General features: G+C 64.8%; 15 protein-coding genes. 6 read left to right on the top strand and 9 right to left on the bottom strand.

Annotated features, from left to right (window positions below; translation table 11 throughout):
- Positions 1-9 precede the first annotated feature (9 nt).
- From SynMINOS11_RS11455 to SynMINOS11_RS11445, 3 genes are read right to left on the bottom strand one after another with little or no spacing between them, the layout of a single operon-like run.
- The gene (locus tag SynMINOS11_RS11455) at positions 10-1,179 is read right to left on the bottom strand and encodes a citrate synthase (RefSeq protein ID WP_186548630.1); all 1,170 of its coding nucleotides are present in this window, start codon (positions 1,177-1,179) and stop codon (positions 10-12) included.
- A 49-nt stretch (positions 1,180-1,228) separates the two neighbouring features.
- Positions 1,229-1,732 carry a SixA phosphatase family protein gene (locus tag SynMINOS11_RS11450; RefSeq protein ID WP_011936687.1) on the bottom strand — a complete coding sequence of 168 codons (504 nt, stop codon included), beginning with the start codon at positions 1,730-1,732 and terminating at the stop codon, positions 1,229-1,231.
- Positions 1,733-1,742: 10 nt separating this feature from the next.
- On the bottom strand, positions 1,743-3,299 hold the full coding sequence (locus tag SynMINOS11_RS11445; RefSeq protein WP_186548628.1) for a DUF3352 domain-containing protein: 1,557 nt from the start codon (positions 3,297-3,299) through the stop codon (positions 1,743-1,745).
- A 33-nt stretch (positions 3,300-3,332) separates the two neighbouring features.
- On the opposite strand from SynMINOS11_RS11445, the gene SynMINOS11_RS11440 reads away from it, so the two are divergent.
- Both SynMINOS11_RS11440 and SynMINOS11_RS11435 read left to right on the top strand, forming a co-directional pair.
- Positions 3,333-3,677: a rhodanese-like domain-containing protein gene (locus tag SynMINOS11_RS11440; protein ID WP_186548627.1), complete on the top strand. Its 345-nt coding sequence runs from the start codon at positions 3,333-3,335 to the stop codon at positions 3,675-3,677.
- Positions 3,678-3,710: 33 nt separating this feature from the next.
- Positions 3,711-4,703 carry an HrcA family transcriptional regulator gene (locus tag SynMINOS11_RS11435; RefSeq protein ID WP_186548625.1) on the top strand — a complete coding sequence of 331 codons (993 nt, stop codon included), beginning with the start codon at positions 3,711-3,713 and terminating at the stop codon, positions 4,701-4,703.
- On the opposite strand, the gene trpB is transcribed toward SynMINOS11_RS11435, so the two are convergent.
- From trpB to SynMINOS11_RS11420, 3 genes are read right to left on the bottom strand one after another with little or no spacing between them, the layout of a single operon-like run.
- Positions 4,684-5,940 carry a tryptophan synthase subunit beta gene (gene trpB, locus SynMINOS11_RS11430; RefSeq protein WP_186548623.1) on the bottom strand — a complete coding sequence of 419 codons (1,257 nt, stop codon included), beginning with the start codon at positions 5,938-5,940 and terminating at the stop codon, positions 4,684-4,686. The two genes, SynMINOS11_RS11435 and trpB, sit on opposite strands and share 20 nt — an antisense overlap.
- Positions 5,941-5,964: 24 nt before the next feature.
- Complete coding sequence (locus tag SynMINOS11_RS11425) at positions 5,965-6,156, bottom strand: hypothetical protein (RefSeq protein ID WP_186548621.1); 192 nt, start codon at positions 6,154-6,156, stop codon at positions 5,965-5,967.
- Positions 6,157-6,197: 41 nt separating this feature from the next.
- The gene (locus SynMINOS11_RS11420; RefSeq protein ID WP_186548619.1) at positions 6,198-7,175 is read right to left on the bottom strand and encodes a class I SAM-dependent methyltransferase; all 978 of its coding nucleotides are present in this window, start codon (positions 7,173-7,175) and stop codon (positions 6,198-6,200) included.
- 28 nt (positions 7,176-7,203) lie between these two features.
- Between SynMINOS11_RS11420 and SynMINOS11_RS11415 the strand changes: the two genes are divergently transcribed.
- Positions 7,204-7,530, top strand: coding sequence for a translation initiation factor (locus tag SynMINOS11_RS11415; protein ID WP_186548617.1), 327 nt, complete (start codon positions 7,204-7,206; stop codon positions 7,528-7,530).
- A 33-nt stretch (positions 7,531-7,563) separates the two neighbouring features.
- Positions 7,564-8,187, top strand: coding sequence for an adenylyl-sulfate kinase (gene cysC / locus SynMINOS11_RS11410; protein ID WP_186548615.1), 624 nt, complete (start codon positions 7,564-7,566; stop codon positions 8,185-8,187).
- On the opposite strand, the gene SynMINOS11_RS11405 is transcribed toward cysC, so the two are convergent.
- Positions 8,144-9,214 (bottom strand): AI-2E family transporter, encoded by a 1,071-nt coding sequence (locus SynMINOS11_RS11405; protein WP_186548614.1) that lies wholly within the window; start codon positions 9,212-9,214, stop codon positions 8,144-8,146. The two genes, cysC and SynMINOS11_RS11405, sit on opposite strands and share 44 nt — an antisense overlap.
- Positions 9,214-9,732 carry a 5-(carboxyamino)imidazole ribonucleotide mutase gene (gene purE, locus SynMINOS11_RS11400; RefSeq protein WP_011936677.1) on the bottom strand — a complete coding sequence of 173 codons (519 nt, stop codon included), beginning with the start codon at positions 9,730-9,732 and terminating at the stop codon, positions 9,214-9,216. The genes SynMINOS11_RS11405 and purE overlap by 1 nt, the downstream gene beginning before the upstream one ends.
- A gap of 38 nt (positions 9,733-9,770) precedes the next feature.
- On the opposite strand from purE, the gene SynMINOS11_RS11395 reads away from it, so the two are divergent.
- Together SynMINOS11_RS11395 and bchM are read left to right on the top strand one after the other, a co-directional pair.
- The gene (locus SynMINOS11_RS11395) at positions 9,771-10,919 is read left to right on the top strand and encodes an N-acetylglucosamine-6-phosphate deacetylase (protein WP_186548612.1); all 1,149 of its coding nucleotides are present in this window, start codon (positions 9,771-9,773) and stop codon (positions 10,917-10,919) included.
- A 26-nt stretch (positions 10,920-10,945) separates the two neighbouring features.
- Positions 10,946-11,656 (top strand): magnesium protoporphyrin IX methyltransferase, encoded by a 711-nt coding sequence (gene bchM, locus SynMINOS11_RS11390; RefSeq protein ID WP_186548610.1) that lies wholly within the window; start codon positions 10,946-10,948, stop codon positions 11,654-11,656.
- On the opposite strand, the gene SynMINOS11_RS11385 is transcribed toward bchM, so the two are convergent.
- On the bottom strand, positions 11,604-12,575 hold the full coding sequence (locus SynMINOS11_RS11385; RefSeq protein ID WP_186548608.1) for a pseudouridine synthase family protein: 972 nt from the start codon (positions 12,573-12,575) through the stop codon (positions 11,604-11,606). The genes bchM and SynMINOS11_RS11385 overlap by 53 nt on opposite strands.

Raw genomic sequence — 12,575 nt, 5'->3', positions numbered from 1 at the left:
GCAGGCAACCTACCCAGTCGGCTCGCCATTGTGCCCGCTTCTCTGCTCAGTAGGAAGCCAGCTGCGGGTTTCGAGGCCCGTATAGATCTGCGTTGGCCTGTAGATCCGGTTGGCACCCAGCTGCTCTTTCCAGTGGGCCAGCCAGCCGGCGGCCCTGGAGAGTGCAAAGACTGGCGTGAACAGGTCGGTGGGGATGCCGAGCTTGCGATAGACCAGCCCGGAATAGAAATCCACATTGGGGTAGATCCCCTTGGGGCCGAGCTTTTCGGCAGCCAGGCTCTCCAGTCGGCGCGCCACGTCGTACATGCGGTCGTGGCCAAAGCGGCTGAACAGGGTTTCGGCTAACCCCTGCAGGATCGTGGCGCGGGGGTCTTTGACCTTGTATTCCCGGTGGCCGAAGCCCATGATCTTGCTCTTCGAAGCGATGGCTTGATCGAGGTAGGCCTCGACTCGCTCTTCGCTGCCGATCTCCTCGAGCATCAGCAGCACATCCTCATTGGCTCCGCCATGCAAGGGACCGGCCAAGGTGCCCACGGCAGATGCCACCACGGCGTAGGGGTCGGTGAGGGTGCTCGCGGTGACCCGGGCGCTGAACGTGCTGGCGTTGAGGGTGTGCTCGGCATGGAGCACTAGGCAGGCATCAAAGATCCTGGCCGCCAGTGGATCGGGCTCCCGCTCGGTGAGCATGTAGAGGAAATTCGAGGCGTAGGGCAGGTCATCCCGTGGCTGGATGGGGTCCTGTCCGCGGCGAATCATGTGGAACGCCGCAAGCATCGTCGGGATCTTGGCCAGCACGCGCATCACGGCGCCGCGGATGTAGTTCTCGTCGTCGAGGGCGCGGTTGGAATAGAAGAGCCCCAGCGATGCGGCACTGGATTGCAGGGCATCCATTGGGTGCCCCCCCGAGGGGAAGCACTTGAGCATGTCGCGGATGCGGAAACTCACCCGCCGGTGCATCTGCACGTCGTGCTGGAACTCGCGGAGCGCCTCTGCACTGGGCAGTTCTCCCCAAATCAGCAGATAGGCCGTTTCCAGGAAGGTGCTGTGGGCGGCTAGATCCTCAATGCGGTAGCCGCGGTAGCTGAGGATTCCGTGCTGACCATCGATGTTGCTGATCGCCGACTGGGTGGCAGGAACCCCCTCCAATCCAGGGCGAAAACCGGTGGGAGCCTCGCTCATCGCTTTGCCGGTATTGCACACCAGATCGAGGCTACGCGGCGAGCTTCAGTCACTTTTTGCCCTCAAGCAGCACTTTGGGGCTGAGTAGCAGCTTCAGCTGGCCGTTGCCGGGCTCGAGCTGCGGCAGCCCTGGCTCCAGCTCGACGAGGGCAACCCCAGCTTTCTTGAGCTGCAGGCTGTTGGTGCTGCAACCCAGCAGATGGCACGCCAGCTGACTGAGATCGGGCTCATGGCCAAAAACCGCCACCCGTTTCCACTCCTCCGCCAGCAGTTCTTGCAGCAAGGGCAGGGGGTCTTGGCCTGGCGCCAGCTCATCGCGCACGTTGAGGGTGTCTCCCAGCCCCAGTTGCAGGGCTAATTCAGCGGTTTGCCGGGCGCGGATGAACGGGCTACTGAGCAGGCTGTCCGAGTGCAACTCCAGGCGCAGCAGCCGCTTCAACACTTGCCGTGTGCGCGCACGCCCTTCGGTGGTGAGGGCGCGTTCCTCATCGGTGGCGGTGCTGCCGCGCTCGACAGCAATGCCGTGGCGGATCAGCAGCAGTTCTCGAGCCATGGGCCCATCGTCAGTGGAACGTCAGCAGCGCATCGAGCTCCGCGCTGCTCTGATCCTGTGATAGCGCCAAGGCCGCCCCTTGGAGCGAAGGCCCCAGGCGTTGGCCAGCGAGCAGCTGCAGACCGCGCCACAGGGGCCAGGGTTTGAGCAACTCGGCGGTGCTGCGGCCATCGGCGCCCAACAGGGCAATGGCCTCACTGGTGGGATTGAGCCGCTCCAAGAGTTCGCTTGGCACTCCGCCTGAGCCATGGCCCTGCAACTGGGCGCGCAAGCCATCGAGGCTGTTGCTCCACCAGCGATTGGACTGCGCCACTCCGGTGGCGCCGGCCATGGTGGCCTGCAGTTGGCCCTGGCGATCGCTTTGGCCCGTCAGATGGCTCCACACCTGCAAACCATCGAGATTGTTGGCGTCAAAGCCTTGCTCGGCCAGCGCTTCATTGAGGCTTGCGGCTGGTGGAGCGCTCTGGCTGCTACCGATCAACCAGGCTTTGCTGTCCTGCAATTGCGCCTCCAGTAGAGGCTGCTCGCCCTCCAGCAGAGCCGGCAGCAGGATGTCGTCGCTCGCGGCTGTCAGATTGAACAGCGGGGCCAGGGGGCCGCTGGGGCGGCTGAGGCTCAGCCGCTGGACCGGCTGGTTGAGGTTGCCGAGCACTTGCTGATCCCGGCGACTCAGTGGGACGATCGCCTCCCCAGAGCTGGTTTGCAGCTGAGCAGCCAGGCGAACCCCAGCGCCATCAAGTTGCAAGCTGCCGACAAATTGCTCGATCGGTTGATCGGTGCTCCAGCTCGCTGGCAACCTCAGCAGTTGTTCGATGCCCTGGCGATCACCCCGCAGCAGGGCAATGCCCTGGCGGCCTGCATCCAGCCATTGCGCCAGCAGCGGATCTCCCGCCAGGTTCCTGGCCTCTTCCTGGGATGCATCGAGGGCATCCTCGAGTTGGCCGCGGCTGGAGGCCAGCAGCACCAGTTGATCGTTGATTAGGGCCGAAGCCAGGGGCGGGTGTTCCGCTTGTGGGCTGCTGGTGGAGGGCCGGCCCTGGCTTTGTTGGCCGCGGCTGCTGATCACTCCCAGGCCGCGGTAGCGGGTGATGTCGAGGTCCCCGCCCGCCAGGCTGCGCGATTGCCAGAAGCGCTGCAGGAATTGCCGGCCGCCATCGTCGTCGCGGCTGGAGAGGGCCAGCACCCAGCCAGGGGTGTCGCCGCTTGTCACAGCCAGAGCACTTTCATCACCCAGCCAGTCGGCCAATTCGGTGGCGTAGTCCAGCCCTGCAGCCGCGAACAGGGCATCACGCAGATGCTCCAACTGATCGGCCGCCTGACGGCGCTGACGCATGGGGGCCACCGCTCGCCCGTAATCGGGCAGACGCCCTGGGTCGGCTTCCAGGATCAACGTCAGGTTGGCGTCGGTGGGCAGAAAGCGTGTGGTGGCAGGTGTTGTGAGGCTCTGGTGTTGCAGCTTCAGCGGGCTTTGACTTTGTAGCCACCACCAGCCAGCGGCACCGAGTCCCACCAAGCTGATGGCGATCGCCACCACAGCTGCCGTCGATTGCTGCAGAAGCTTCTGCACCCAGCACTCCCTGCCGTGATTTACAAATCATCCATGGCAAACGCACCAACGTCGATCTCTGCGCCCGAGTTGCAGCGCTGGATGTCTTCCACGCAGCCGCCGCAATTGGTGGATGTCCGCGAGCAGCAGGAGCTGGAGCTGGCTGCTTTGCCCGGCGTGGTTCACCTGCCGCTGAGCGGATCACAGCAGTGGCTGCCGCAGCTCTGGGACCGCTTGGACAGGGGCCGCGATCTGGTGGTGCTCTGCCATGCCGGCATCCGCAGTTGGCAGTTCGCCACTTGGCTGATGGAAACCCAACAGGTGCCTCAGGTTTGGAACCTCGAAGGCGGCATTGATGCCTGGAGCGTGTTGGTGGATCCGGCGGTGCCCCGCTACTGAGCTTGCGTACGATCGGAGTCTTCGCCCAGGGTTGTGCTTCCTCTGCCTCGCCGCCAGCAGCAGGTGTTGCAGGCCACGGTGCAGCACTATGTCGACACGGTCGAACCGGTGGGTAGTCGCACCTTGGTGCGGCGTTTTGGCCTGGATGCCTCCCCTGCCACGGTGCGCTCGGCCATGGGAGCGCTGGAGCAGAAGGGGCTCTTGACCCAGCCGCACACCTCCGCCGGTCGTGTGCCAAGCCCGAAGGGCTATCGCCAATTTGTGGATGCCTTGCTTCCTGAGCCGGGTGCTGCGGTGGTGCAGCTGCAGCGGGAGCTGGCCGAACTGAGCCTGCAGTGGGCGGCTCTCGATGATTTGTTGCACCACTTGGCCCGCCGCTTGGCCGATCTCACCGGGCTGATGAGCATCATCACGCGCCCGCAACGGCAGGAACCCCGGCTCAAGGCCCTGCGATTGGTGCGCAGTGGGGATCGTTTGCTGGTGTTTTTGGTTGAGAGTTCGGCGGCGAGCAGCAGCCTCAATTTGCGTTTGCCGCCAGACAGCAGCGCCCAACTGCAAGCGCTGGAGCATTGGCTCAACGATCAGCTCTCCAAGAGCGCCATCAACTGGAGTGGTCTGCCGTCCCACTTGCAGAGCGTGGGTGCTCCGCTGAAGCAGGCCTTGGCCAGCCACAACCGCGGCCGCAATCGTCAGGCTGAGGGAGCGTTAACCACAGGCCTGGCCGGCTTGCTCTGTCAGCCTGAATTCCAGCTCACCACTAGCTTGAGGCCCCTGCTGCAACTGGTGGAGCAGCAGCCCTATGAATTGCTCAATCCTGCGGCCGCCACAGCCAGTGGTGGCGTTTGGATTGGCCAAGAGCATCCCCACCCCGCCTTGAGTGGCTGCGCTGTGGTGCAAGCCCCCTATGCCACCGCCTCCGGTGGTGAGGGCAGCGTGGCGTTGGTGGGGCCGATGCGGATGGCGTATGCCACGGCCTTGGCCGCCGTTGAGGCGGTGGCTGGAACCCTCAGCCGTCTGCTGGCTTGAGTTGATCGCCGAGGCGCTCGGCCACGGTGTTCACGTCTTTGTCCCCGCGGCCGGAGAGGTTGATCACCACCTCAGTGCCTGGAGCCAGAGTTGGGCACAGGCTTTCGAGCCAAGCAAAGGCATGGGCAGTTTCCAGGGCCGGGATGATCCCTTCCAGTTGGCTGAGGCGCTGCAGGGCATCGAGGGCTTGCGTGTCGGTTACCGCGGCGTACTCCGCGCGCCCGATCTCTCGCAGGTAGCTGTGCTCAGGTCCAACGCCGGGGTAATCAAGGCCAGCGCTGATGGAGTGGGCCTCCATCACCTGGCCATCGCCGTCCTGCAGCAGCAGGCTCATGGCCCCATGCAGAACGCCGGTGCGCCCTTCGGTGATCGTGGCGGCATGGCGACCACTGGCGACCCCTTCACCGGCGGCTTCAACGCCGATGAGGCGAACGCTGGTGTCGCCCACAAAGGGGTGGAAGAGCCCCATGGCATTGGAACCGCCACCCACGCAGGCCAACAACACATCAGGAAGCCGGCCAAAGGCGTCTTGGCACTGCTGGCGGGTTTCCCGGCCAATGCAGGCGTGGAAGTCGCGCACCAGCATCGGATAGGGATGCGGGCCAGCCACCGAGCCAAGGATGTAGTGGGTGCTCTCAACGTTGGTCACCCAATCGCGGATGGCTTCGCTGGTGGCGTCTTTCAAGGTGGCGGTGCCTGCTGTCACCGGTTGAACGGTGGCGCCCAACAGACGCATGCGGAAGACGTTGAGGGCCTGACGACGCATGTCTTCCGCGCCCATGTAGATGACGCACTCCAGGCCGAAGCGGGCGCAGACGGTCGCGGTGGCCACGCCGTGCTGGCCAGCGCCGGTTTCAGCAATGATCCGCTTTTTGCCCATGCGTAGCGCCAGCAGCGCTTGGCCAAGGGCGTTGTTGATCTTGTGGGCGCCGGTGTGATTGAGGTCCTCGCGCTTGAGCCAAATGCGGGGTCCGCCTTCAGCGCGGCGGTAGTGCTCGCTGAGGCGCTCGGCCTCATAGAGGGGGCTGGGCCGGCCCACGTAATCGCGCAGCAGCGCGTTTAAGCGATCGGTGAAGGCCTTGTCTTGCCAGGCTTCAGCGGCGGCGGCTTCCAGCTCAGCCAGCGCTGGCATCAGCGTTTCAGGAACGTATTGACCGCCAAAACGGCCGAAGCGGCCCAAACCGTTAGGGCGAGAGGCGGCATCCAGGGCCGCGGAGTTGGGCAGCGTGCTGGTCACCGGCGCAATTAAGTTGGCGTCAGCCTAGGGAGCCGGTGGGGCCAAGGGAGGCCAGCCGTAGGGCTCAAGGATTTGGATGCGGCCCTGCTCCCCCCGGCAGCGGTTGGCGCTGGCATCAGCCAGGTTCAGCCCCACCTCGGCGCAGGTCTGCTGGCTATGGGGATCGCTGAAGCGCACCTCCAGCATCTGCACATTCAGTGGTGGAGAGGCGTCCAAGGCAGCGGCAGCCGGTCCCACTCAGCTAAGCGTTTGGTTCTCTAGGGGCAAGGGGGCGTGGAGCGCCGGCAAGCGATCACCCGGTGCCTGGGGTCGCAGGCCGCGATCTGCAACTCCTCGAAGCCAGTAGCCGTCAGGGCTTCGGGCATGTCGAGGGCGAAATATTGCTCGATGTAGGGCTCGGTGCTCTTAAGCAACGTCGCCACTGCTGCTGGCAATCGCTGCAGCACCGCTGAGCCAGGGTCTTGATCCACCATCAACAGCACCCCGCCCGGGCGCAGCAGCCGCGCTGCTTCGCTGAGCACCTCTGCTGTGGCGCTTTGGGGCAGCTCATGGCAAACGAATTGCAGGCTGATCAGATCCAGGCTCATCGACTCCAGCCCGGTGGCCTCAGCAGCGCCATGGCGCCATTGGCTCACGAGCCCTTGCTGATCGCGCACCCGTGCCACCGCCAACATCTCCGCGGAGAGGTCAAGTCCAATCACCTCCGGTTTGGCCACACCTTCCGCCTCAGCGCGGGCATTCAGCCACTGGGCCAGCGCCTGGGTGCTGACGCCAACGGAACAGCCAATGTCCAACACCCGCTCAATGGCTTGATCCAGTAGCGGCTCGGCGCAGCGGTGGATCGCCTGACGCAGACGCTCTTGGGCTTGCTGAGGGCTGAGTTGTTCCTCGGGCCACACCCGCAGCGCCATGGCATCGGTGGCCTGCTCCGCTTCAGCCGCGGCTTGCCAGCAGAGATTGCCCTGCTCGTAGGCATGGAAGCGAACCCGGTAGTACTGCGGAATGCTCAGATCAGCTGTGCGGCTCTGCTCGAGCAGTGGTTCGGCGGCTTGCTGCAGCTGTTGGCGGCGCGCACGCCAGGGAATGCCATTGCGCTCGGCGGTGCGAATGATCAGTTGCCGCGCCTGAAAAAACAGCGGACGCCGCAGCAATCCAATGCTGATCAGCGACTCGATCAGCCGGCCCAGTCCGCGGCTGGAATCCGCCCACTGGGGCGCCTGGGAGGCGGTGTTCATCGACAATGCGGGGGATTGCGGGAGGTCCATGCCCAAGGGGGGCTGGCAGGAATTCAGTAGTGACGCCAGTTTGCAGCGCCCAGCTGCCGCTGCCTCGGAGCCAGTGCCCAAGGCCCAGCAAGTGGTGCGGGTGCAATCCACCCGGGGGGGCAAGGGCGGCAAGACCGTGACGCTGATCCGCGGTTTGGAGCTCGATGGGGCCGGCTTCAAGGCGCTGCTTAAAAAGCTCAAGACCCGCATCGGCAGCGGCGGCACGGCCAAAGATGGTGTGATTGAGCTGCAGGGTGATCAGGTGGATCTGGCCCTGGAGTTACTGGCCAATGAGGGGTATCGCCCGAAGCGGGCCGGCGGCTAGGGGACAATGGGCCCCCCACTTCACCCCGTGGTCATGACCGCAACCACCCCCAAGGCCACCAACATCGTTTGGCATGAAGCCTCGGTGGATCGTCAGGCCCGGGCCAGTCAGCGCGGTCACAGCAGCTCCATCCTCTGGTTCACCGGCCTGTCGGGATCGGGCAAAAGCACCTTGGCCAACGCGGTGAATGCGGCCCTGTTTGAGCGTGGCCTCGCCACCTACGTGCTTGATGGCGACAACATCCGCCATGGCCTCTGCAAAGACCTGGGCTTCTCGGATGCCGACCGCGAGGAGAACATCCGCCGCATCGGTGAGGTGGCCAAGCTTTTTCTTGATGCCGGCGTGATTGTGCTCACCGCCTTTGTCTCACCCTTCCGCGCCGACCGTGACAAGGCCCGCGCCCTGGTGGCCGATGGGGATTTCCTCGAGATCCACTGCGCCGCTGACCTCGCGGTGTGTGAATCCCGCGACCCCAAGGGCCTCTATGCCAAGGCCCGCGCTGGACAGATCAAGGAGTTCACCGGCATTTCCAGCCCCTACGAGGCGCCGGAGAAGCCCGAGCTTTGCCTCGACACTGGCGCCCAAAACCTGGAGCAGTGCGTGGCTGCTGTGATCAACCTGCTGGAGGAGCGGGGGGTTCTGAAGGCTGCAGCCTGATGTAGACCTCATCGAGGATGGTCTTGAGCACGCTGGCCAGCGGCACCGCGAGCAGCAAGCCCAGCAGTTGCCCGCAGCCCAGCAGCGCGCCCAGCCGTGAGCCCACCGGCAGGCTGAATAGCACCCAGGCTGGATGAAGCCCCACGATCGTGCCCACCAAGCGCGGGGCGATCACTTGATCCACCACCTGGCCCACGGAGATCGCTGCTGCCAGCACTTCCAGGCCCGTGCGCAAATCTTCCACGGTCAACACGATGCTGATCAGGGTGATCGTCAGGGCGCTGGCGTAGGGGATCAGCGTTGTGAAGCCAATCAGCAGGGCAAACAAAATCCCGTAGGGAATCTGCAGCAGCGTGAACACCACCACCTGCAGGCCGCTGAGAATCAAGGCCAGCAGCACTTGGCCGGCGAAATAGCCGCGGAAGGTGCGGTTCAAGCTGCCCACCACCAACTCGCGCCAGTCAGCGGGGACCCAGCGCGCCAAACCGGCAGAGATGGTTTCGCCGCCGAGCAGTAGGAACACCGCCAAGACCAGCACGATGATGCTGTTCACCGTGAGGCCAAGGGTGGCGCTGAGTAGGCCCAGCAGCTGCTGACTCAGGCTGCGTGCCAGGCGCGTGCTGCGGGCGAGCAGATCGTCGGTGAGTGGGCTGAGGTCGGTGGGGATGCCCCGCTCCAAGGCCTTCTCTTGCAAGACATTGAGCTGGTTTTGGGCTTGCTCCAGCCAGCCGGGGGCGGCGTTGATCAGTTCGCCGAGCTGTTCAATCAGCCGCGGCACCAGCCACAGGCCGCTGAGCACCACCACCCCAACGGTGACGCCCAGCACCAGCACCATCGTCAGCGGCCTCGGCACGCCCCGGTGCTGCAACCAGCGGCGCGGAATATCCAGCAGGAAGGCGATCAGAGCCGCGCTGATGAACAGAGCCGGAAAAGGCGCTAGGCGGAGCAGCGCCTGGCGCAGCACAAACAGGTTCAAGCCCAGTAAGGGCAGGATCAGGCTCAGGCGAAACCAGCGCGGCAGGTTCATCACTGCGCCAGATAGTTGCTGCTGCCCAACTCCTGAAGCCGGGCATCTTTGGCGGTCACCATCTCGGCCAGGCCTCGGCGGTAGTTGTGGAGTTGCTCGCGCAAGGCTGGATCACTAATGGCCAGGATTTGCAGGGCCAAGAGCCCTGCATTGGCAGCATTGCCGATGGCCACGGTGGCCACGGGGATGCCGGCGGGCATCTGCACGATCGAATAGAGCGAATCCACCCCGGAGAGCGCTTTGCTGCTCACTGGCACGCCAATCACCGGCAGGGTGGTGAGGGCCGCCACCATCCCGGGCAGGTGGGCGGCGCCGCCAGCGCCCGCAATCACCACCTGCAGGCCCCGCGCTTCGGCTTGTTGGGCGTACTCGGTCATGGCGAGCGGAGTGCGGTGGGCGGAGAGCACCCGCACTTCATGGGCTACGCCGAAGGTCTCCAGCATCTCTACAGCCTTGTGCATGCAGGGCAGGTCGGAATCGCTTCCCATCACCACTCCCACCCGTGCCGGGGCTGTCATCGGCAGACTGCAACTGCGGGCATTTTCACCACATCGGCATGCAGTGGCACACGAATCTGCGCTTGCCCGAACCGATCGGTGTGCCGGAGCGGCGCTGGCGCCTGGCTGTTGATGACGATGGCCGCATTGCGGCATTGGAGCCTTTGGAGGTCGGGACCAGCGCCCGCGGCTTGAACTGGCAGGGGGATTGGCTCTCTCCAGCGGGCGTTGATCTGCAGATCAATGGCGGCTTGGGGCTGCCCTTCCCTGAACTGCAGAGCGAGCAGTTGCCGCGTTTGCTTGAGCTGCTGGATCTGCTCTGGCGCGACGGGGTGGAGGCGATTGCCCCGACGCTGGTGACCTGCGGTGTGGAGCCCCTGCGGCAGTCGTTGGCTGTGCTGGCCGAAGCGCGCCGGCAGCACCACCCCGGGCGCTGCCTCCTGTTGGGTGCCCATTTGGAAGGCCCGTTTTTGGCGCCTGAAAAACGCGGTGCCCACCCCAGTGAGCATTTGTGTGCGCCTTCGCTTGCTGAATTGGCGCGCCGCATCAGCGGCTTTGAAGACGACATTGCTCTAGTCACCCTGGCGCCGGAGTTGCCTGGCGCTGAGGAGGTGATTGCGGCGTTACGCCAGCGCGGCGTGGTGGTGAGCCTCGGCCACAGCGCCGCTGATGAACGGACGGCGCGCTTGGCCTATCAGCAGGGCGTGGGGATGATCACCCACTGCTTCAACGCCATGGCTGGCTTGCATCACCGGGCGCCGGGTCCTGTGGGGGCCTTGCTCGGGAGCCCGCCGGTGGCCCTGGGTGTGATTGCTGATGGCATCCATATCGCACCGGCCATGGCGGCCTTGCTGCAGCGGTTGTTCCCTGAGCAGGTGGTGTTGGTGAGTGATGCCCTGGCCCCCTATGGCCTGCCGCCCGGCACCTACCCCTGGGATGAGCGCAGCATTGCGGTGGCTGATGGCACCTGCCGTTTGGAGGACGGCACCTTGGCGGGCACGACGTTGACGCTGCTAGACGGTGTTGTGCGCCTCGCCAGTTGGACCGGTGCCGTTGGTGCTGCCATTCGTTCGGCCACCGTGCTGCCCCGCCAGGTGCTCGGAGATCAACGCTTGCTCACGCAGCAGCTGTTGGGTGTGAAGTTCCAGCACACGTTGCGCTGGCACCAGAGCCCGGGTGCGCCATTGGCCTGGCAGCGGAACGGGTAAGGTCCGGGCCTGTTTCGCTGCAAGCGATGAGTGCTGCCCCGAGCCAAGACGCCGCACAGGAGAAGAGCGAGGTCAAGGGCTATTTCGAGACCACGGGCTTTGATCGCTGGAATCGGATCTACAGCGAAAGCGACGACGTCAATCGGGTGCAGCGCAACATCCGCATCGGCCACCAAAAAACGGTGGATAACGTGCTGGCTTGGCTCCGCGAAGACGGCGATGTGGCCAACCGCAGCTTCTGTGATGCCGGCTGTGGTGTGGGCAGCTTGAGCCTGCCGTTGGCTGAGCTCGGCGCGGCATCGATCGCCGCCAGTGATCTCTCAGAAGCCATGGTGGCTGAGGCCGCTCGTCGGGCGCAGAGCGCCGGCTTGAACGATGGCCGGTTGCAGTTTCAGGCCAGTGATCTGGAGCGTTTGGAAGGTCGCTTCGACACTGTGATCTGCCTGGATGTGTTCATCCACTACCCCCAGCCCCAGGCCGAGCTGATGGTGGCTCACTTGGCGGGGATGGCTGAGCAGCGCTTGATCGTGAGCTTTGCCCCCTACACGCCGCTTTTGGCGCTGCTCAAGGGGATTGGCCAGCTGTTCCCCGGCCCCAGCAAAACCACGCGTGCTTACACGCTCAAAGAGAGCGGCATCGTGGCGGCCGCCAAGGCCCATGGTTTTGTGCCCAAGCGGCGGCAGCTCAACCAAGCCCCTTTCTATTTTTCCCGTCTGATTGAGTTTGTGCGGGGTTGAAGTCCTGCGGCGGGCTTGCCATCAGCTTCAGCGTTTGCCCGTTGTGCTCAAGCCCGCTGAGCTGTTGGGCATGCAGCCGGTAACCGCCATCGCCTGGGGTGGCATGTTCAGCGATGCGCTGCTCGGCCAAATACAGCGGGTCGCCCAGCAGAGGACTGCCGATTTGAGCCAAGTGGATCCGGATCTGGTGGGGCCGGCCGGTGTGGATCACCACGTCCAGCCGGTCGCCAATGGCGGCGCGCTCTAGCAGGCGGATTTCTGAGTGGGCGCTGAGCTGCCGGCGGAGCGACTCCAGATCGTCAGCTCGTGGTCCCCAGATCCAGCCCAGGAGGGGATGTTGACGTTCGACAACGGCGGTTGTGATCGCAAGGCATTGCCCTACATCCAGAGCGGGCACGCGCTGCGCCCAGGCTTGGTAGAGCTTGCGGCAGCCGCCCCGAGGCTGCATCTGCCGGCTCAGTTGCGCCCGCGTTTCGGGCCTGCGGGCACACACTTGCAGCCCTGAGGTGAAGCGGCCTAAGCGGTGCACGGGCTTGGCGCCTGTGGGCTCCAGCAGGGCAGTGAGCGTGTGCTGCAGAAATCCACCGCCGGGCATCACCGGCAGTCCGGAGGGCTTGTTGATGACCAGCAGGTCGCCGTCATCAACGATCGTCTCCCATTGGTCGGGGATGGCGGGCTCAAGCCAAGGCGGCCGCTGCCAGAGCAGCTCATCGTCCCGTTGCAGCACCTGCTCGGCCTGCACGGGTGCGCCATTCAGTTGGCATTCACCGGCCTGCAGCCGCTGCGCCCAGGTGGCCCGATCGGAGTGCTGCCAGCGCTGCACCAATAGCTCCAGGGCAGCTTGGCCAGCTTCGGCTGGCTGCACCCGATGGCGGTAAGTCCAGCCTTGGTTCAGCGCGGCCTCTCGCCAGCTCTGCAC

The sequence above is a fragment of the Synechococcus sp. Minos11 genome (assembly GCF_014279855.1).
Classification (GTDB): domain Bacteria; phylum Cyanobacteriota; class Cyanobacteriia; order PCC-6307; family Cyanobiaceae; genus RCC307.
Note: the sequence above shows the minus strand (reverse complement) of the source record. Positions and strands in the feature narration are given on the sequence as shown.